Source organism: Pseudoalteromonas sp. 2CM39R, from assembly GCF_023161845.1.
The window spans coordinates 445,587-465,654 of the sequence record NZ_JALNTM010000004.1; the positions used below are offsets into that span (position 1 = coordinate 445,587).

Consider the following 20,068-nt stretch of genomic DNA (forward strand, 5'->3'; position numbering starts at 1 on the left):
CCAGTAAAAACTGAAGAACCAGTAAAAACTGAAGAACCAGTAAAAACTGAAGAACCAGTAAAAACTGAAGAACCAGTGAAAGCTGAAGAACCAGTGAAAGCTGAAGAACCATTGAAAACTGAAGAACCAGTGAAAGCTGAAGAACCAGTGAAAGCTGAAGAGCCAGTGAAAACTGAAGAACCAGTAAAAACTGAAGAACCAGTGAAAACTGAAGAACCAGTGAAAGCTGAAGAACCAGTGAAAGCTGAAGAACCAGTGAAAACTGAGGAACCAGTAAAAACTGAAGAACCAGTAAAAACTGAAGAAGTCGCTGTTGAAGCAGAAACCGCACCGGTTAGTGCTACTGAAACACCTGTAGAAGCTAAAGAAGCGCCTTTAGTTGAAAGTCAGCCTGAGAAAGTGTCGCAAGCTAGCTCAGCTAATGTAAACGCTAAAACAGTGATTACAGCTGGACATGCAAGTGCGCCAATGGCACAGCCAACACCTGTAGCTGATAGCGAAATCAAGCATACATCAGTTGCAATGGCACATGACAAACGTGAGTTAATCCCTGACAGTGGCCTTCGCCCTGGCTCAGTAAAACCTGCAGGTCGTGCTAGCTCAGCAATGACTAAAACACTTAATGCTGAATAAGCACTAAGTTTAGTTAAAAGCTAAAAAAACCGCGTTAATTGATTTTAACGCGGTTTTTTATTGCCTGATATTTATGTAACTCGCAACGGGGTTCGGGTAAAGTCGAAAGTTAGCGGGCTACGGGGATCGGGCTTCGAGCCTGCTCCCTAAACCCTTAGCTCGCAACTTGCTGTGAGCAAGATCTACGTCTACAGCTATTCCTAACACCTAAAACATGCGCGAGGTAAACTCCCGCCTACGGATAAGGTCAACATCGAGGTTTATTGTCGGCGGGGCTTTATGCCGCGCAAAGGAATTATTCACAAAGAGTACTATGAGACGCTGCGCTTTTAGAGGGTAAAGTTACAATCGAAGGTTAACGGACTGTGAGGATCGGGTTACGAGCCTGAGCCCGAAACCCGTAGCTCGCAGCCCGCCGTGAGTTTAATCCTGCTCTTGTTCCATGAAACGTTGTAGTTGGTCTTTAAGGTTTGGCGGAATGCCCTTGATCACTAAGGTATCAGTGGCTTCATTATAAGTCACACGCTCACCTAAATGCTTACGCTCAAAGCTAATGCTCACACCGCCACCTAAGCCTGAAAACTTCACCATACTCGTTACTGTTTTCTTATCGACTGGGAATGACTCTTCTAGGTCATAGCTTTGCTCTTTACAAAAGCTCTCAAACGGGTTGTCGTCGCCTTTAGTCAGCGTTGCTGAAAGTTCACTTACATTAGCCTCTTCTCCAGTAGTGACACAGTCGTTACAATAATCAAATACTTGCTTACGTAAATCGTCTTTTTCAGACTTATCAAATTCTTGCTCTGATAAGTAGTCTTCTACCGCGTTTAGCATTACTTGGCTTTGTTGCTTAGGATCAATGCCCTCTTCACAACCTAAGAAATCTAAAAAGAAGTCAGCCACTTTTCGCCCCGCACGACCTTTAATAAACGAAATATAACGATTGTCGTCTGCTTGGGTATCCCATGCGGTTAAATCAATGCGAGCAGCCAATTGCATACGCGAAATATCTAAATGGCGCGATGCGGCTAAATCAAGCTCTGAAGTCATGGAGTAGTGCTCTTTAATGTTGATCATGGCAATCAACATATAATCAGTAGCCACGTACTGATAATGACAAAATACTAAGTAGCCAGTTTCATTAAAGGCGTATTTATCTAACTCTTCTTTTAATACCGTTGATGCCTGCTCGGTCATATGCCAAAAGCCAAGCTCATTATTACGATAGCTTTGCATAGTAGAGGCAACAATACTGTTTTTTTCACCACTAAAAGCACAAAAACCTTTGCCTGGCTTGCCGTTGTAGGCGTGGTGTAATTGCTCAATGAATACAGCAACTTTGTCGTTGATCATCATTTCGTCGTTGCGAAGGTGAATTTGGGTGTCGTCATCTTTTTTGTCTACATAGTGCACGACTAATTTTTTAACATCTATTGCCATCTTTGTTTTTCACGCCTCTGGTGTTAAAATACGGGAATATAACTATTTTTATTGAACCAACTGATGCCAATCTTATCAAAATACTCTAATGAAGAAGTAGAACAAATCGTCGATCAGCTTATTGATGTTTTATCAAAACACAATGCGCCGGTTGATTTAAGTCTTATGTGTTTAGGAAATTCTATCACGCATATCTTAAAAGAGCATGTACCAACAGGGAAAAGACAAGCTGTTACTGAGAACTTTGCAAAAGCACTCGCTCAGTCGGTTAAATAAACTCTATGAATTTATCGCAGCATAACCAGTTTTCATCGAAAGCAAGTCAATTATTAAGTTGGGGCCATTGGTTTACATTTGCCAATATTGGTTTAGCGCTTTTAATTAGCTTAAGCTATTTATTTGCCGACTCACCGCCCACTACTTATATAGGTATCACTTATATGGTGGTTACGTGGCTAAGCCACACCAGCTTTATTGCCTTTTTAGCGTTTGTGCTGACAGTTTTTCCTTTAAGTTTAGTGTTTCCCTACCCGCAGCATATTCGTGGTATGGCGGCAGTGATAGCAACAATAGGTGCTTCAATACTGACTTTGGACGCTTATGTGTATTTTAACTTGGGCTATCACTTAAATGCCTCGGCGCTGCCTGAAATTATTTCGTTGTTGTGGCACCGCTTAACAAATTCACCTGCGCTTACTACCTTGCTTGCTGGCAGTATTGTGTTACTTATTTTAGGCTTTCAGCTTACGGTTAGTAACTTTACTTGGCACCATTTAGGGCGTTTAAAGCAATTTAAATTTGCTCGTTATGCCGGTTCTTTTTTAGTTATCTGTTTTGCCTTAAGCCACAGTATTCATATTTGGGCTGATGCAAATTTAAAATTTGATATCACAAAACAAGATAACGTATTACCGCTTTCGTACCCGACTACGGCAAAGAGCTTACTCGCTAAAAACGATTTGCTGGATGTTGAAAGCTACGAGCAAGCCCATAATGTTAAAATTAATAACCAAGGTATTAATTACCAAATACCTACCCCATTAGCAAAATGTGAAGATTACAACGCAGCTAAAGTTGATATTTTAGTGTTTGATAATGACGAACAGTTAGCAAAATTTGTTGCTAGCAAAAAAGGCATTTATAAAAATCAGCAGTTTTTACAACCCACAGATCATAGCGACATGCTATTTGGTTTGGTGTATGGCCTGCCTGCATTTTATAAAACCGACATTATTGAGCAACAAACCTTACCTGTTTGGCAAAGCCAACGCCGTAGTGTAGAAGTATTTGGTATTGATGAGCTGAGCTTTATTAACGAGCAAGCACACAAAGATGGCGCAATCAGGGTTATTAAAGCGAATGAAAATACGACTGTACGCGATGACACTACTGAGTTTTTTGCATTTAGTGTGTCTCAAAACAGCAATGAAATAGTGACCACGTCAACCTTGTATAGCTCAGATAAGTTTATTTCTAAAGTGAATGGCTTAATTCAACCTAGTGACATTCTTGCTACTAGCCTTGGCCAATACTTAAACTGTAATACGCTTGCAGAGCAGACAATGTTAGGGAAAAACTTATACAATAAAAGTAATAACATTGGCGTTAATTACTCACAAGGCGTCGTAATTGCTTATAAAAAAGATAGAATTACGCTGATTGATCGTGATGGAAACTTTAGAAATATTTCCGCAGCTGAAGGGTTTTCAATTGAGCAAGGACTTGATATTCCGTTTTTAGTGCACAGTATTAAAAAGCTTAAAACATTTTCTCAATAGCACCTCATAATACGAGCGAGTCATTAAAACTGACTCGCTTAGTTTCTGTTATTACTCCTTTGCACTTGCTATCCCCCCAAGCTAGGTTATAGTTTTTATCATTAAAAATTATTAACTCGATCAGAATATACAAAGGATAATCATTATGTTCAGCGTTATTAATCTGATCATTACTGTCTGTATTTTATGTTTTAGCTCTTTTGCATTAGCTCAAACCACCTATTACAAATGCGTAACCCCAGAAGGGACTACCTTTTCACAATTACCTTGTAGTAACAATGCAACCGTTCATAAAATAACTGCCACCGAGCCAAAACAAGCAGGTGAAGAAATAAACTACACTAAGCAGTTAAACGAACTTGAACGCGACACCATAATTACTAACTTAGAGGCGGAGCTGCGCAGTAACCAGCATAAACTCGCTATACTTTCGCGAGAGAAAGATAGAGCTGATTTTAAACAACAACAACGCTTGAATCATATATTAAGTGCCGATGATAAAAAACGAATTAGAAAAGATATTAAAAAAACGCAAAAAAGCTTAGATAAGCAATATAAAAAAGATAAAACAGTAATTGAAAAACGAATTAAGAAATTACAAAAAAAGATTGATGCCTACCAAGCAGAGTCTAATTAACTTAAATAAATATCATCTTAATTAGCTTGGTTTTAAACATAAAATAACATACCCTTAACAACCGTAGAGTACGAACTCTAATACGTGTTTAGTGATGCAATTTCCTTTGACCCGCTTTTACAAATTAAATGGTATCCACCGGCACTTTGCTAAACACCTAAAGGCGTCAATTAAGGAGTACTGATGCAACCACGCCAAATTGCTGAGTTAATTTTAACCGGATTTAAAAAACATTACCTGCTGTTTCAAAGAACAACAGCAAAAGCACCTTATGCGTTTGCTAAAAGAGATTGGCAAGCAATCAATGATATTAGCCGCCTACGTATTAGCTATTATGATGATCGAGTTAACGAAACCACAAAAACCTTACGTGAACGCCAACAAACAGACCAGCTAAACGAAAGTTTATGGCTTGAAGTAAAAAAAATTTACCAGCATTTTTTATGTTTTCACCCGCAGGCTGAGCTTGCCGAAACATTTTATAACTCTGTATTCTGCCGCTTATACCACCGCCGCTATTTTCATAATGACTTTATTTTTGTTGAAGCGACACTCAAAGATGCGCCATCAGTGCCTGTAGAGGCTGAATATAGAAGTTACTTCCCCGTCGTGGATGGTTTAAAACCAACAATTAAACGCATTATTAACCACTTTGATTTTAAAGCCGATTTTGTCAACCTTGAGCGTGATATTCGTTTATTAGTAAAAGCGTTTTATAAGCAAGCTCCCGATACTCACCACCAGCATTGGCAAATGCGTTTTGATATATTACACACGCCGTTTTACCGCAATAAAGCCGCATACATTGTGGGGCGCGTTGTATCGCAAAGTGGCGTTCAGCCTTTTATTATTGCCGTGTTACACCATGAAGATAAAGGCCTTTATTTAGATGCCTTACTTACAAAGTCGTCGCAAATGCGGGTTATTTTTGGCTTTGCGCGAGCTTACTTTATGGTAGAAACTCATGCTCCTTCAGCGTTAGTGCGGTTTTTAAATCAACTTATGCCGAATAAAACCCTCGCCGAGCTTTACAACGCCATAGGCTTTCATAAACAAGGTAAAACTGAATTTTACCGTGAGTTTTTGAATCATTTAACTCATTCTAATGATCAATTTACCATTGCTCCAGGTACACCGGGTATGGTGATGATGGTATTCACCCTGCCCTCATTTGGTTATGTATTTAAAGTCATCAAAGATAAATTTGGCGAAAGTAAGCCATTTGGTCGCGAAACGGTATTAAAACGCTATCAACTGGTTAAAAGCCACGACCGTGTTGGCCGAATGGCTGACACCATAGAGTATTCAAACGTCGTATTTCCTTTGGCACGATTTGATAGTAACTTGTTAGCACAGTTGCACAAAACCATTGGCTCATCAATGGTAATTGAGGGTGACTGGTTAATTATAAAACACTTATATATTGAAAGACGGATGACACCGCTGAATCTGTTTTTAGAAAATGCAGACGAAAAAAGTGCCGCCGATGCCATTGAAGAGTATGGGCAGGCGCTTAAAGAAATGATTGCCGTGAATATTTTCCCTGGCGATATGCTGTTAAAGAACTTTGGTGTAAGTAAGCACAAACGGATTATTTTTTATGATTACGATGAAGTGCAATATTTAACAGACATGAACTTTAGAGCGCTACCTAAAGCAAAAAGTTATGACGATTATTTAATGGACGAACAAAGTTACTCGGTTGCACCTCAAGATGTATTTCCAGAGCAGCTATGTACCTTTGTAATGCCTAATCCAACATATAAACAATTTTTAACTAGCACGCACCCTGAATTACTTGATGTTAACTTTTGGAAACAAGCACAACAAAATATAAAAAATGGAAAGGTGAGTCATATTTATCCCTATCCTACAGCACAGCGTTTTATCCATTATTGGTAAACGTTAAGGACACACAATGAATATAAGTAAAATAGATTTAAATTTACTGGTTTACCTCGATACATTACTGCGCGAATGTAATGTTACTCGTGCTGCAAACCAGCTTAGCATTACTCAACCGGCAATGAGTAACGGACTTAAACGCCTACGCAACCTTTTTAATGATCCTATTTTAGTGCGTACCAGCGATGGTATGGTACCGACTGAGCGTGCTATTGAGTTGCAGCCTGTGATTCGTGGAATCTTGATGACCCTTGAAGAAACGCTGGCACCTAATCGTGAGTTTGAAGCTAAACAAAGTAAGCGAGTGTTTAGGATCATGGCCAGTGATTACGCGGCCAGTACCATGGCACCGCGTTTATTAGGGAAACTACACGAAGAAGCGCCCGACACCACCTTAGATATTTTAACTCCTAGTGATGTTACCTTTCACGATGTTGAAAACGGTAAAGTTGATATGGCGATTAACCGCTTTGAAAATTTACCACAATCGTTTCACCATAAACGTATTTGGAAAGATAGCTTTTGTTGTTTAGTAAAATCAGATAACCCCATTATTGAAAACTTTAGCCTAGACAGCTATTTAAAAGCTCGCCATATTTGGGTAAGTAAAACAGGCTTTGGTGTTGGTGTGGGGATGGACCCTAAAGATGTGCAAAAGCTGGGCTGGGTTGATGAGGCACTGGCGCATTTTGGTAAACACCGTAATATTGCCACTTTTACTCGTAACTATCATGTGGCTGTTCACTTAGCCAAAGAGAAAAATTTAGTTGCGACTTTGCCCTCAAAAGCGGCCAATATTTATTTAGACGATCCTGGGCTTAAAATACTGGAGCCCCCCTTTCCTATCCCGCCATTTGAACTTGATATGATATGGAGCCCTTTATTACACAGAGATGCTAGTCATATTTGGTTACGCCAAAAAGTAGCTGAAGTAGCGGATGAGCTAAAATAACTTTCTTACATACCTTAATGTAAAATTTGCTTGCTAACGCCTAGTTAGCAAGCATACCAAACTATAAAAAATAATTAAAAACCATCAAATACAAAAGCTTAAAAAACAAAACCTACTTGGAATAGCACTTGCTTGATAATGACTGTATTTTAAATTAACAGAGGTCATTATTATGAGCACCCATCAAGGACAAGAAATAAATCATATTACCGACATTATCCAAGTAATGAATAGCGGCATCGACTTTTACCAAACAGCACAAGATAAAGTACAAGACCCCGCTATAGGAGCCCTATTCCAACGTATGATTGACGCTCGTAAAGTCAGTGTGGAGAGTTTACAACCTTACGCAATTAATCAACAAGGTGAGCGCGAAGATGGCTCGTCGTTTGTTGTAGAAGCACGCCGTGCATTTACTACTTTGATTAGTAAATTTGCTAACGATAACGATCAAACCTACGTTAAAGAGCTTGAGGAAGTAGAAGACAAAACCTTAGAAGAAATTAAAGTAGCGTTGAAAAAGCCTCAGTCTCATGATTGTGAAGCAGCGTTATCAAAAGTATTACTTACTATGCAGAGCTGCCATGCTGAAATGAGTAAAATGCAAAAACATTAAGTTTAAAAACGATAAAAGGGCCTTACGGCCCTTTGGTTGTTAAATAACAATAGGAGAGTTATTCATTAAAAGCGATACTCTGCACCTACGTAGTAGTAAGCACCGTTGAAGCCAAATGGCGCTGAACGACGTGAGTACTTAAATACACCATCGCTGCTGACAATGGTGTTACCTTGAGCATCTACAATTGTGCCTGAACGTGAATTACCTATGGTGTTTTCATCTGGGTAAACATCAAATAAGTTATTTGCGCCAATATTTACTGATAAATCGTCAGTCACAAAGTAATTTACTTTGATGTCAGTTAAAATTTCAGCACCATAAGTCTGGCGGCCGCCATCTTCCACTGTGTATTCACCAAAGCGATTAAGCGATAGGTTTACGGTCCAGTCGTCGCGACGATAAAGTGCACTTAAGTTAATTCGATCTTCTGGTTGCCATTCTTCAATAATAGAAATTTCTTGATCAGAAAACACATCATCAACTGGCACGGTCTCAAGCCCAGAACCTGCAGGTGTAAATAACGACACGACATCGGTTTCTGTAAAGTTAGCCGCTAAAGTAAAATCAAGCGTGCCGCCAAGGCCTTCTGTATTCCATGTAGCCACAAAGTCGATACCTTGTGTCTCAGTGTCAGCGCCATTTAAGAAAAACTGCCCTGCACCCGCACCTGAACTTAATAACGCAGCATCAAGACTGCTTGATAAGCCTTTACCTAAGCGATTACTAATTACAATACGGTCGTCAATATCAATTGAGTAGTAATCTAGGGTTACATTAATATTATCGCTTACGTTATAAACGATACCTAAACTGCGGTTTTGAGATTTCTCTTCTGTGAGCTTAGGAATACCTAAACTTTGCGCAAGGGTTGAATCGTTTCTAAAGGTGCCCACTTCTTCAGCCACTAAGTTACCATTAGGGCCTACAACAAACTGTGTGCTGATGTTGTTAAAATACAACTGCTGCATTGAAGGTGCTCTAAAGCCTGAGCTTAGCGCACCACGAAGTGAAATATCTTCAGTTACTGACCAGTTACCGGCTAGTTTAAAGTTAACTGTATCGCCAAACCCTTTGTAATTGTCGTAACGTAACGCCCCTGAGATAATTACATCTTCAATAACGTAAGCTTCAGCGTCTAAGTAAAACGAGATCACATCACGCGACTCATCAACCGACGACGCTGGGGATGAACCACCAAAGCCTTGTGTGCCACCGGATGCGTTTTCGCTGCCAATACCACCGCTTAGCCCATCGTAAATATTAACACCGTTGTTGGTATCGTAATCGCGATATGCATATTCACTACCCTCTAAAATTCGGTACTCATCGGTACGAATTTCAGCACCCATTGCCAATGAGTAGTCATCAAAATTTTGAGTAAAATCAAGATTGATCGTTTGCAGTGATAGCTCCATGCCATAAGCATAACCTTGACGTGGAATCGTGGCGCGAATATCTGCTGCACTTAGGCCTTGATCATAACGTAAAAAATTCGCGTAAGAGCCGTTAATAGTATCGCTAGTCGTGTAGTCAATACTGTTTTCACCATAGGTGTACGATAAATCTAAGCTTGAGTCGTTATCAAATTCAGTTTTATAACCAAAGTTATATGAAATATCGTCAATCGTGGTGTTTATTTTAGGTAAAAAACCAGCTGGGATAGTTGCATCGCCATCTTGAAGTACCGGGTTACCACCTGCATTGGCATTATGGCGGAAAAATGCTGCTGATTCGTTATCACGAGTTGAATAGGTAATAAAACCGTATAGTTCACCCGCTCCTAATTCGTAGCCGGTGTTAACTGTTAAACCAAATTGTTGTGAATCAGCATCACCAATTCTGAATGTATCACGCGGTGCGGTTAATTCGCGTGGTTCACCTGCAAGCAAGGTACCATCAGAAAGTTCAGTACAGCCATAGAACTGACATGAGCCATGAAGGCCTGCACGGTTAGTTGGTGCACGATCACGGTAGTTAATAGTTGTATTTAAATAACCGTTATCACCTAAAGCAAAGCCTTTATTAAAGTCGATATTAACGGTTTCGCCATCACCTTCAGAGTACTCACCGTAGTTAACGGCCGCTTTACCACCTTCGCTGCCATCTTTTAGCACGATATTAATAACACCGGCAATTGCATCCGAACCATATTGAGCCGCAGCGCCGTCGCGCAGTACTTCAATACGTTTAATAGCTGAGGCTGGAATCGCATTCATGTCAGTACCCGCAGTACCACGACCAACGGAGGTATTAATGTGGATAATACTGGCTTGATGACGACGCTTACCATTGATCAATACCAATGTTTGATCCGGGCCAAGGCCACGTAAGGTTGCGGGTCTTAATGCATCAGTACCATCACTAATAGATGAACTTGAAAAGTTAAAAGAAGGTGCGATAGCTTGAAGCATGCGGCCAACTTCAGTTTGACCGGTATTTTCGAGTGCTTCTGCACTTAAAATATCAACGGGGACAGGTAAGTCTTCAACTGAGCGTCCTGCGACACGACTACCTACAATAGCAATTTTTTCGATGTTTTGTTCTGCGCTTTGTTCAGCGGCATTTATTCCTTGTGAATTAACTGCAAGTAAAGCAGGTAATACAGCAGCACTAACTCCTGAAAGCTTCATCATGTTGTTATCTTTCCTATTGATTTGTTTGAGTTTAATACTCAGTAAACCATTTTGATCAACAACCGCATCGAGCTCAGTCTCAGCTAACAATGCGTTTAACGCATCGAGTTGAGAATAAAATCCATATAACGAATTTGCCTGGTACTGTTTAGCAAGTTCGTACGAAAAAACCACTGTTTGTTCAGTTTGCTTGGCAAATTCAATTAAGGCTTTGTCTGCTCGTTGCGCTTTTATATCAAACTGCATCATTTGCCCCTGGATTTGATTCGCATGCACACTGATACTAAAAAACAGCGGTGCAACGAGTCCCAGCGGACTTAAATAACACGTATGGTTACTGCGCAACTTATATAAACAGTTAGCAAACAAAAATCCTCTATAGGTTTTTATCATTTTTTTAATCTTTAAATTACTTTTTACACCCTTATGAGTAACATTGATTAACAATGGCGTGATTTTCATTACCATTACCTATGATTTTTTTTGATATTTTAAACTAACAACATGCTCGCCTAAACGTTCATGCTCAATTGAAAAATTATTTTGTAAGCTCTCTAACAGCCCTGCAACATCACCTGCTTTGAAGACGCCAGCCACTTTAATGCGCGCTAATTCATCAGATGATAATTCAAACCGCGTGGCGGTATAACGGCTAACCTCGTTTAAGGCATCAACCAACTGTTCACCATTAAAAATCAACATGCCATTTTGCCAAGCTAAATCACGTTGTACGTCATCAACCGATAACTGTGTGATTGGTTTTGTAACGCTTTGTTCAATAACTGCTTTTTCACCTGATATCACAATGTTGGCATTGATTTTGCGGATTTCTTGGTTACTGTTGCTCGCTTGCTGATACGCTTTAAAATCGTCAGCATTAACAGCAACACTGGGATCGGTGATCATCACTTTACCTTCAGTGACTACCAATTCGAGATCAGAAGAGGTATTGCGCTGCACATTAAATACGGTACCAAGAGCGGTAAAGCTTTTATCCCCCGCCATAACACTAAACGGGCGTGATGCATCTTTAGCTACATTAAAACGCCCTTCTCCACGGCTTAGTAATAACTGTCTACGTCCTTGGCTATAAGCGACTTCCAATGAACTATTGGTATTAAGCTGAACTATTGTGCCATCTGGTAAAACATAGGTTGCTTGCTCGCCAACCTTTGTTTTATAAATTTTTGTGTAATTTACTTTAGCTAAATTTTGGTTAAAGTTGCTCCCCATGTTCAGCAAAAAGTAGCTGCACATCATTAAAGCTGCAACAACACTTGCCGCAATACCATATACATAGGAAGGCTTTGTTTTAATGCCTGCAGAGTGCTTATTAGGAAACAATACGCTGAGCTCGTTAAGCACACTTAAGTCATCCCATAATTGTGCTAATTCATATACCGCATTCTGATGAGCCGTGCTTTGTAACATCCAAAGTTTGAATTGCTCTTGCTCTTGTATATTTAAGCCACGATCAATCGCACTTATCCATTGCGATGCTTTTTCTAAGATTAATTCTTTTGAAGTAAATTGATGGATGTTACTCATTTTACTGCCCTCACTATGTTCGCACTTTGTTGGCAATGCTCACTCTCATCTTGCACTTGATCGCGCATATATAGCATGGTGTTTAGTAGCCCCTTAGCAATGTGCTTTTCTACCGTACTTTGACTTAGCTGCATTTGCTGTGCGATCTCTTTTTGGCTCATCCCATATACTTTTTTTAATATAAAACATTTTCTCACTACAGGGCTTAGCTGCTCAGTAGCACGACAAAATAGTAAAAAACGTTCTTTGGAGGTGTATTCATCTTCTAATTGCATTGATTTAAGCAATTTAGGAAGTTCAGTTTCGTGATTTAAAGGAGTACTAAATTTATTATCCCATTTAGCTATATGATTTAGGGCGAGATGTTTAGCTGTTTTCAACATATAGCTGCGGGTGTATTGAATATCTTGTTTTAGCTCTGCTTCATAACTTTTAACAAAGGTTTCTTGAACAATATCATCAACATCGTCAGGTAACACAATTTTAGACACAAAGCGCCGCAGTTGCGTGGATATATCTGAGAATGTACTGGCTAATTTAATTCCTCGAGCCACGTGGGTAGTCCCTTGTTATTATTATTACGGTAAGATTACGAGTTTTATGGTTAATTACAAGGCATTTTGTTAATTATTGGTTATTTATTAGTTGCGAATATACGTACTCAGTATAAATGTATTAATATTTATTATATTCTTAATCATTATGGCTGTATTAAAAGTAGCACCCCTAGCGTTTTTATAGTGAAGCCAAACCCTTATTTAGCTTAATTTTTATTGGGTTGCTGTGTAGTAATTTAATAACCGCAACGCTACTATTAACGGATAGAGGCTAGGAGTTAAAAATGAATAATCAAAAATTAGCTGATTTTGAGCTTTACTTTCAAATTGAAGAGAGCAATCGCGTCAATCTATTTGCCGTAGATGACGCAGTGGTACCAAAAAGTTTGGCTGAACTAGACGCAGATATTCCGCCTTTATTTAAACTTGCTAACGAAGTCAGTAGTTTAGATCAAAGCGCTTTAGGCCCTTTGCGTAACTTAGGAGATATTGCCCAAGAACTGACGACGTTTTTACAAGCCCAGTCGCGTAAGATAGATTTGATCATGAGCCATATTTTAGCTTCAGAACAACCTGAAGATAACTCAATTTATTGCGATAGTTATGGCGGCGGCGGAATTAAGTTTACCAGTGAACATTTGTACACATTAGGTCAGAAATTTCGTACCAAACTGTTTTTACAGCATGAAGCCTCTGCGGTGTATTGTTATAGCGAAGTTGTTGCTATAGAAAAACAAGACAATGAGCATTACCAGTATACCCTGCTATTCGTATCAATAAGAGACAGTGATCAAGAGTTGGTTGTTAGAGCCAGTTTACATGCGCAAACACGCCAACTTAAAAAGCGCCAACAACTTGAAAAAGCGAAAGAGAGTTCAAACGAGTAACACGAGTGTTTATTTACCTGTTTAAATCGCTTTAAATTGTAGTTCAAACGTTTATTTAAAAGTGACTTAGCTGTAATTGAACTGCTAAACTAGCCCCATCTTTATTTGTATTAAAAATCCATGAACTTTAGACTTTTACCTGAATGGGCCGAGCAAGATGCAGTTATGCTTACATGGCCTCATAAAAATACCGATTGGGCTGATAATTTAGCACGTGTTGAACCCGTTTATATTGAACTTGCAAAACATATTACCGCGCAACAAGCCTTAGTGATTGTAGCTCATGATGAAATATTAAAAACCCACATTAACTCATTACTAAATGATGCTGGTATTGAGCAGACCCGTGTATATTTTGTTATTACTCCCACTAACGATACGTGGGCGCGCGACCATGGCCCACTTACGTGCAGCGCTATAGAAAAGCCAGATCAACTAAAAGTCTACGACTTTACCTTTAATGGCTGGGGTAATAAGTTTGAAAGTGCCCTTGATAATCAAATAAATCACATATTAGTTAAACAGCTAAGCAATATAAACAACCAGTATCAAGCCCTCGATATGGTACTTGAAGGCGGTGGTATTGAAATAAATGAACACGGTGTATTGCTAACAACCAGCGAGTGTTTACTGAATAGAAATCGTAACCCTAATTTAACGCCAAGTGACATAGAAGTTCTTTTAAAAGCGCACTTAGGGGCAACACGTTTTTTATGGGTTGATCATGGTTATTTAGCGGGTGACGACACCGATAGCCACATTGATACGCTAGTGCGCTTTGCGCCTAATAACACCCTTGTGTATGTAAAATGTGACGATGAAAGCGATGAGCATTTTAGCGCGCTAGATGCCATGGAAAAACAACTAAAAAGCTTTAAAACAGCTGATAACACCCCATATAAGCTAATTGAGTTACCGTGGCCAAAAGCCGTGTATGATGATGAAAATACGCGTCTACCCGCCACCTATGCAAATTACTTAATTATTAATAATACGGTATTAGTGCCTACTTATGACGATGCAAGCGACCAACGCGCTTTAACGCAAGTTCAAAAGGCATACCCAGAGCACACAATTATTGGTGTAAATTGTTTACCTATTATTGAGCAATTTGGCAGTCTTCACTGCATTACAATGCAATTACCCCGTGGATTTTTAGCTGGAGCAGCACAATGACAAGCCCTGCACATTTATCAGTTGCCTTAGTGCAACAAAGCAACAGTGACAACGCTGAACATAACATTGAAAAGTCAATTGCGGGCATTCGCGATGCAGCAAGTAAAGGCGCGCAACTTGTTGTACTTCAAGAATTACACCGTAGTTTATATTTTTGCCAAACCGAAGACGTTGATGTATTTGATTTGGCCGAAACAATACCAGGCCCAAGTAGTAATATTTTAGGTGAACTCGCCAAAGAGCTTGGTATTGTGATTGTAGCGTCATTATTTGAAAAACGTGCTACGGGCCTTTACCACAATACCGCCGTGGTGCTTGAAAAAGACGGCAGCATTGCAGGTAAATACCGTAAAATGCATATTCCAGACGACCCTGGGTTTTATGAAAAATTTTACTTTACTCCTGGGGACTTAGGCTTTGAGCCTATTCAAACCTCTGTAGGTAAACTAGGTGTACTGGTATGTTGGGATCAATGGTTTCCTGAAGCCGCGCGCTTAATGGCAATGGCCGGTGCTGAGCTTTTAATTTACCCAACAGCTATTGGCTGGGATCCTCGCGATGATAAAGACGAGCAAACCCGCCAAAAAGAAGCTTGGGTTATTTCACAGCGAGCGCATGCGGTTGCTAATGGCGTTCCGGTGATTAGTTGTAACCGGGTTGGTCATGAAAGCGACCCGAGCGGTCAAAGTGACGGTATTCAATTTTGGGGTAACTCGTTTATTGCAGGCCCTCAAGGTGAAATGTTGGCAGAGGCTGATAACCAAAATGAACAAATATTAATGGTAAAACTTGATCAAAAACGCAGCGAGAACGTAAGACGTATCTGGCCGTATTTACGCGACCGTAGAATTGATCATTATCAAGATTTAACAAAAATTTACCGTGACTGAATAATAGTGTGGCTCTTACTCGTTAAGAGCCTAATTTAATGGAGTAATTAATGGCGTTTGAGCAATGGGCAGCCTTGCCTTGGGTAAAATCTCAAAAAGATAAAATTCAATGGGGCGAACTTTTAGGCAGTGGCTTAAGCATTGCTATTGCACAAGGTGTAAAACAGCAAGATAACTTGGTGTTAATTGTTACCCCTGATACACCAAGTGCTCTGCGCCTTGAAACAGAATTAGAGTACTTGCTGCCTGATAACCCAGTAATGGTTTTTCCAGATTGGGAAACATTGCCTTATGATCACTTCTCTCCCCACCAAGATATTATTTCAGCACGTTTAGCAACACTCAATACACTGAAAAAAGAGCAACAAAGCGTGCTCATTGTGCCGGTATCAACCTTGATGCTGCGTACTGCCCCAGCATCATTTATATACGGCTCAACGCTGAACTTTAAAGTAGGCGATAGATTAGACACCCATGCCCTGCGAGAAAATTTAGAGCAAGCGGGTTACTTACATGTGCAACAAGTCATGGAACATGGCGAATATGCCATACGCGGCTCTATTGTTGATTTATACCCCATGGGGAGTAAGCATCCATTTAGGCTCGACTTTTTTGATGATGAGCTAGATACCATCCGTTTATTTGATGTGGAAACTCAGCGCTCAGACGAAAAAGTAGACAAAATTGAGCTACTGCCTGCTCATGAGTTCCCTACTAACGAATCAGATATTGAACGTTTCAGAATAAGCTATCGTGAAAAATTTGGCGCAAGTGCTGAGCAAGACTCAGTCTACATGCAGGTCAGCAAAGGCAATTGGCCAGCAGGTATAGAATATTACATGCCGCTGTTTTTTGAAGGCTTAGCAACCATTTTTGACTACTTGCCTGACTCAACAACGGTCATGCAGTTAGGGGATTTAGAGCATGCAGCGGATAACTTTTGGCACGATGTTAATGTGCGTTATGAGAACCGCCGTGTAGATCCTCTGCGTCCACTATTACCGCCCGATGAATTATATCAGCCAATTAATGAGCTGTTTTCCAATTTAGGCAATTATGGCCGCATTCGCCTATCGCAAGCAAAGCTAGGCACTAAAGCAGGTAATAAAAATCTCGCAGTTAATGAATTGCCCAATGTACGCATCGATCATAAACAACATCAACCCTACGATGCATTTATAAATTATGTGGCAGAACAAAAAAAGAAAAAAGGCCGAGTTGTCATCAGTGTTGAGTCGGACGGTCGACGCGAATCATTACTGAGTATATTAAAACCTAGCGGCTTAAAATTTAAAGAATTTGATAGCTTTGAGCAGTTTACCAACAGCAGTAATGACGTTGGTTTAATTGTCAGTCCGCTTGAGCAAAGTGTGGTGCTTAGCACTAAACCAAGTTTGAGCATTATTACCGAGCAAGAATTGCTTGGGATCAAAGTATCACAACGCAGACGTCGTAAGCACAAGTATGAAGCAAGCCAAGACGCGTTAATTCGTAACTTAGCAGAGCTTAAAGAAGGCCAACCAGTTGTGCACCTTGACCATGGTGTGGGCCGTTATCAAGGGCTGCAAACGATTGATGCCGCCGGTGTGGTGACTGAATTTGTAACTATTACTTATGCAGGTGAAGCAAAGCTTTATGTGCCGGTATCGGCACTTCATATGCTTAGTCGTTATTCTGGAGGTGAAGAGGCCAGTGCGCCACTGCATAAGCTCGGCTCTGATGCCTGGGATAAAGCGAAAAAGCGCGCCGCCGAAAAAGTACGTGATGTAGCCGCAGAGTTACTCGACATATATGCACAACGCCAAGCTAAGCCGGGTAATAAGTTTACGCTTGATGGCCAAGCTTATCGCCAATTTAGCGATAGCTTCCCGTTTGAAGAAACGGATGATCAACGTAACGCCATTGAAGCTGTACTTGGTGACATGCAGTCAAAACAAGCCATGGATCGCTTAGTATGTGGTGATGTAGGTTTTGGTAAGACCGAAGTAGCTATGCGTGCAGCCTTTGTAGCAGTTAACGATAATAAGCAGGTGGCTATTTTAGTCCCTACCACCCTACTTGCTCAGCAACACTACGATAATTTTAAAGACCGCTTTGCTGATTTTCCAATTGAAGTGGGTGTGCTGTCGCGTTTTAATTCGACCAAAGAGCAAAAAGAAACCCTTGAAAGAATGAGTGATGGCAAGCTAGATGTGGTTATTGGCACTCATAAATTGATTCAACAAGATATCAACTTTAAAGATTTAGGCCTGTTAATTGTTGATGAAGAACACCGATTTGGGGTTCGTCAAAAAGAAAAAATTAAAGCCCTGAGAGCTGATGTAGACATACTCACTCTGACCGCTACGCCTATTCCGCGTACATTAAACATGGCGATGAGTGGCATGCGCGATTTATCAATTATTGCCACTCCACCGGCTAAACGTTTAGCGGTTAAGACCTTTGTACGCCAACGCGACGAAGAGCTTATTCGCGAAGCGGTACTGCGTGAAATTAAACGTGGCGGCCAAGTATACTTTTTACATAACAACGTAGAAACCATTGAACGTGTCGCTCAAGAAATTAGCGAATGGGTGCCAGAAGCAACAGTAACCTCTGCACATGGTCAAATGCGAGAGCAAGAGCTTGAGCAAATAATGACTGATTTTTATCATCAAAAATACAATGTTCTTGTGTGTACCACGATTATTGAGACCGGTATTGATGTGCCCACAGCAAACACCATAATTATGGATAGAGCCGATAAACTTGGTCTTGCTCAGCTACACCAATTACGCGGACGTGTAGGTAGAAGCCATCACCAAGCCTATGCTTATTTACTTACCGGCAACCCTAAGGCACTCTCTAAAGATGCGAAAAAACGTTTAGACGCGATTGCATCACTGGAAGATTTAGGTGCAGGCTTTGCCTTAGCAACTCATGATTTAGAAATTCGTGGTGCGGGTGAGTTATTAGGCGATGATCAATCAGGGCAAATGCAAACCATTGGCTTTAATTTATACATGGAAATGCTTGAGCAGGCCGTTAACGCGCTTAAAAATGGTCAAGAGCCAACTCTTGAAAATCTATTACAAAAACAAACAGAAGTAGACTTAAAGTTACCTGCCTTGTTACCTGATGATTATATTCATGATGTTAACGCGCGTTTAGGTATGTACAAGCGAGTAGCAAGTTGTGCTAACCTTGCTGATATTGATGAGCTTCAAGTTGAATTAATAGACCGCTTTGGTTTATTACCCGATGCAGCTAAAAACTTATTTAGTTTACAACAACTAAAGATGCAAGCGAGTAATCTAGGCATAACCAAAATAGAGGCTAACCCGAAAGGGGGCTACTTTGAGTTTAGTCAAAATACTAAGGTTAATCCTAGCTTCATTATTGGTTTGATACAAAGTGCGCAACATATTTATAAGATGGATGGCGCAAATAAATTACGCTTTGCCATTAGCGAGGCGAATGCCCGTGAACGCTTAAAAATGATCACTGCTATGATTGCAGATTTCGAAAAAAAGGTTAGCCATTAATGTTGCTGAAAAAATCGCTGGTTGTTTTATGCTGCTTGTTTAGTAGTACTGCATTTGCAGAGCGTTGGTTTGAAGTAGAAGTGTTGATATTTAAACAACGCCCTGCTCCATACCTACAAGAAGACTTTAGCTTAAAGCACGACGCTATAGAAGATAAAAATACCTTAGATTTACTAAGCCCTGTTTATAAAAAACAAGCAATGGACGCGTGTATAAATGGCGATCCGCGTTTTCAAAAACGTTCCTTTGCTGACACTCTAGTCAACTCAAATCCTCAGTCAGCAGCGTGTAACGACAGCATTGATTATGTAAAAAGTTACGATGTGTTACCAGTAATACCTCAAGCACCTGCACAAGAGACGATGGAGCAAACTTACCTGTTAGCCCCTGAGCAATTGCAGTTTCAATCACAACGCCAAGCTCTAAACCGCAAAGGACTAACTCCTTTATTGCATACCGGGTGGCGTTTTGAGGGTGCGAGCAAGTCACGCTCGCCTAGCATTCATTTGTTTGCAGGCAGCCAATTAAAAAACAATATAAACACTGCGATTAGTTACGCCAATTCTGATTTTATTAGCTTAATAAATAGACCTGAGCCACTATTTGACGAAGCTCAATCTTCCGACATGAAATGGGAGTTAGATGGGCTATTTAAAATACACTTGCGCCATTACTTATTTATTAATGCACACTTTGATATAAGTGAAAAACGTGACAATGGCGATCTAGAGTCAGCCCGTTTTTCACAGTTTAGACGGGTGTTTAGTGAAGATATTCATTATTTTGATCACCCTCGTATGGGGATGATTGTACAAATTCGAAAATTTAACCATTAACAGTATTTAGGGTCTGTTGACCTTTGCAAATTTAACCTTGGAAGATCAACAGA

General features: G+C 40.2%; 15 protein-coding genes and 1 pseudogene. 12 read left to right on the forward strand and 4 right to left on the reverse strand.

Features of this window, described 5'->3' with window-relative positions:
* Window positions 1-633: pseudogene (locus tag MTF66_RS12380) on the forward strand (ribonuclease E); the annotation flags it as partial.
* Window positions 634-1,056: 423 nt separating this feature from the next.
* Here MTF66_RS12380 and yejK read toward each other — a convergent pair.
* Window positions 1,057-2,073, reverse strand: a complete 1,017-nt coding sequence (gene yejK / locus MTF66_RS12385; RefSeq protein ID WP_010389625.1) for a nucleoid-associated protein YejK — start codon at window positions 2,071-2,073, stop codon at window positions 1,057-1,059.
* 63 nt (window positions 2,074-2,136) lie between these two features.
* Between yejK and MTF66_RS12390 the strand changes: the two genes are divergently transcribed.
* The 6 genes from MTF66_RS12390 (at window position 2,137) to MTF66_RS12415 (ending at window position 7,961) form a co-directional block, all read left to right on the forward strand.
* Window positions 2,137-2,349 (forward strand): DUF1414 domain-containing protein, encoded by a 213-nt coding sequence (locus MTF66_RS12390; RefSeq protein WP_008109847.1) that lies wholly within the window; start codon window positions 2,137-2,139, stop codon window positions 2,347-2,349.
* A gap of 5 nt (window positions 2,350-2,354) precedes the next feature.
* Window positions 2,355-3,851 carry a DUF3413 domain-containing protein gene (locus MTF66_RS12395; RefSeq protein ID WP_055011785.1) on the forward strand — a complete coding sequence of 499 codons (1,497 nt, stop codon included), beginning with the start codon at window positions 2,355-2,357 and terminating at the stop codon, window positions 3,849-3,851.
* A gap of 145 nt (window positions 3,852-3,996) precedes the next feature.
* Window positions 3,997-4,488: a DUF4124 domain-containing protein gene (locus tag MTF66_RS12400; RefSeq protein WP_138621173.1), complete on the forward strand. Its 492-nt coding sequence runs from the start codon at window positions 3,997-3,999 to the stop codon at window positions 4,486-4,488.
* A gap of 183 nt (window positions 4,489-4,671) precedes the next feature.
* A complete protein-coding gene (gene aceK, locus MTF66_RS12405) occupies window positions 4,672-6,390 on the forward strand; it encodes a bifunctional isocitrate dehydrogenase kinase/phosphatase (protein WP_055011783.1) in 1,719 nt (572 codons plus the stop codon).
* 16 nt (window positions 6,391-6,406) lie between these two features.
* Window positions 6,407-7,345 carry a LysR family transcriptional regulator gene (locus MTF66_RS12410; RefSeq protein ID WP_008468187.1) on the forward strand — a complete coding sequence of 313 codons (939 nt, stop codon included), beginning with the start codon at window positions 6,407-6,409 and terminating at the stop codon, window positions 7,343-7,345.
* Window positions 7,346-7,517: 172 nt separating this feature from the next.
* Window positions 7,518-7,961, forward strand: a complete 444-nt coding sequence (locus MTF66_RS12415; protein ID WP_008468186.1) for a PA2169 family four-helix-bundle protein — start codon at window positions 7,518-7,520, stop codon at window positions 7,959-7,961.
* Between the two features lie 65 nt (window positions 7,962-8,026).
* Here MTF66_RS12415 and MTF66_RS12420 read toward each other — a convergent pair whose 3' ends face one another.
* From MTF66_RS12420 to MTF66_RS12430, 3 genes are read right to left on the reverse strand one after another with little or no spacing between them, the layout of a single operon-like run.
* Complete coding sequence (locus tag MTF66_RS12420; protein WP_138621175.1) at window positions 8,027-11,059, reverse strand: TonB-dependent siderophore receptor; 3,033 nt, start codon at window positions 11,057-11,059, stop codon at window positions 8,027-8,029.
* Between the two features lie 9 nt (window positions 11,060-11,068).
* Window positions 11,069-12,145, reverse strand: a complete 1,077-nt coding sequence (locus tag MTF66_RS12425) for a FecR family protein (protein ID WP_138621177.1) — start codon at window positions 12,143-12,145, stop codon at window positions 11,069-11,071.
* A complete protein-coding gene (locus tag MTF66_RS12430) occupies window positions 12,142-12,699 on the reverse strand; it encodes an RNA polymerase sigma factor (protein ID WP_010389615.1) in 558 nt (185 codons plus the stop codon). Before MTF66_RS12430 ends, MTF66_RS12425 begins: the two co-directional genes overlap by 4 nt.
* Before the next feature lie 287 nt (window positions 12,700-12,986).
* Between MTF66_RS12430 and MTF66_RS12435 the strand changes: the two genes are divergently transcribed.
* From MTF66_RS12435 to MTF66_RS12455, 5 genes are all read left to right on the forward strand, one after another.
* Entirely contained in the window at window positions 12,987-13,589 is a 603-nt protein-coding gene (locus MTF66_RS12435; RefSeq protein WP_010389613.1) for a PilZ domain-containing protein, read from the forward strand.
* A gap of 120 nt (window positions 13,590-13,709) precedes the next feature.
* The gene (locus tag MTF66_RS12440; protein ID WP_248527321.1) at window positions 13,710-14,765 is read left to right on the forward strand and encodes an agmatine/peptidylarginine deiminase; all 1,056 of its coding nucleotides are present in this window, start codon (window positions 13,710-13,712) and stop codon (window positions 14,763-14,765) included.
* A complete protein-coding gene (locus MTF66_RS12445) occupies window positions 14,762-15,655 on the forward strand; it encodes a carbon-nitrogen hydrolase (protein WP_131690844.1) in 894 nt (297 codons plus the stop codon). Before MTF66_RS12440 ends, MTF66_RS12445 begins: the two co-directional genes overlap by 4 nt.
* Window positions 15,656-15,705: 50 nt before the next feature.
* On the forward strand, window positions 15,706-19,179 hold the full coding sequence (gene mfd / locus MTF66_RS12450) for a transcription-repair coupling factor (protein WP_138621181.1): 3,474 nt from the start codon (window positions 15,706-15,708) through the stop codon (window positions 19,177-19,179).
* Window positions 19,179-20,015: a peptidoglycan binding protein CsiV gene (locus MTF66_RS12455; protein ID WP_138621183.1), complete on the forward strand. Its 837-nt coding sequence runs from the start codon at window positions 19,179-19,181 to the stop codon at window positions 20,013-20,015. The genes mfd and MTF66_RS12455 overlap by 1 nt, the downstream gene beginning before the upstream one ends.
* Window positions 20,016-20,068: the final 53 nt, after the last annotated feature.

What these genes read in the sequence shown, in the direction of transcription:
- yejK (WP_010389625.1), bottom strand. Translation starts at nt 2,073, where the DNA reads ATGGCAATAGATGTTAAAAAATTAGTCGTGCACTATGTAGACAAAAAA.
- MTF66_RS12390 (WP_008109847.1), top strand. Translation starts at nt 2,137, where the DNA reads ATGCCAATCTTATCAAAATACTCTAATGAAGAAGTAGAACAAATCGTC.
- MTF66_RS12395 (WP_055011785.1), top strand. Translation starts at nt 2,355, where the DNA reads ATGAATTTATCGCAGCATAACCAGTTTTCATCGAAAGCAAGTCAATTA.
- MTF66_RS12400 (WP_138621173.1), top strand. Translation starts at nt 3,997, where the DNA reads ATGTTCAGCGTTATTAATCTGATCATTACTGTCTGTATTTTATGTTTT.
- aceK (WP_055011783.1), top strand. Translation starts at nt 4,672, where the DNA reads ATGCAACCACGCCAAATTGCTGAGTTAATTTTAACCGGATTTAAAAAA.
- MTF66_RS12410 (WP_008468187.1), top strand. Translation starts at nt 6,407, where the DNA reads ATGAATATAAGTAAAATAGATTTAAATTTACTGGTTTACCTCGATACA.
- MTF66_RS12415 (WP_008468186.1), top strand. Translation starts at nt 7,518, where the DNA reads ATGAGCACCCATCAAGGACAAGAAATAAATCATATTACCGACATTATC.
- MTF66_RS12420 (WP_138621175.1), bottom strand. Translation starts at nt 11,059, where the DNA reads ATGAAAATCACGCCATTGTTAATCAATGTTACTCATAAGGGTGTAAAA.
- MTF66_RS12425 (WP_138621177.1), bottom strand. Translation starts at nt 12,145, where the DNA reads ATGAGTAACATCCATCAATTTACTTCAAAAGAATTAATCTTAGAAAAA.
- MTF66_RS12435 (WP_010389613.1), top strand. Translation starts at nt 12,987, where the DNA reads ATGAATAATCAAAAATTAGCTGATTTTGAGCTTTACTTTCAAATTGAA.
- MTF66_RS12440 (WP_248527321.1), top strand. Translation starts at nt 13,710, where the DNA reads ATGAACTTTAGACTTTTACCTGAATGGGCCGAGCAAGATGCAGTTATG.
- MTF66_RS12445 (WP_131690844.1), top strand. Translation starts at nt 14,762, where the DNA reads ATGACAAGCCCTGCACATTTATCAGTTGCCTTAGTGCAACAAAGCAAC.
- mfd (WP_138621181.1), top strand. Translation starts at nt 15,706, where the DNA reads ATGGCGTTTGAGCAATGGGCAGCCTTGCCTTGGGTAAAATCTCAAAAA.
- MTF66_RS12455 (WP_138621183.1), top strand. Translation starts at nt 19,179, where the DNA reads ATGTTGCTGAAAAAATCGCTGGTTGTTTTATGCTGCTTGTTTAGTAGT.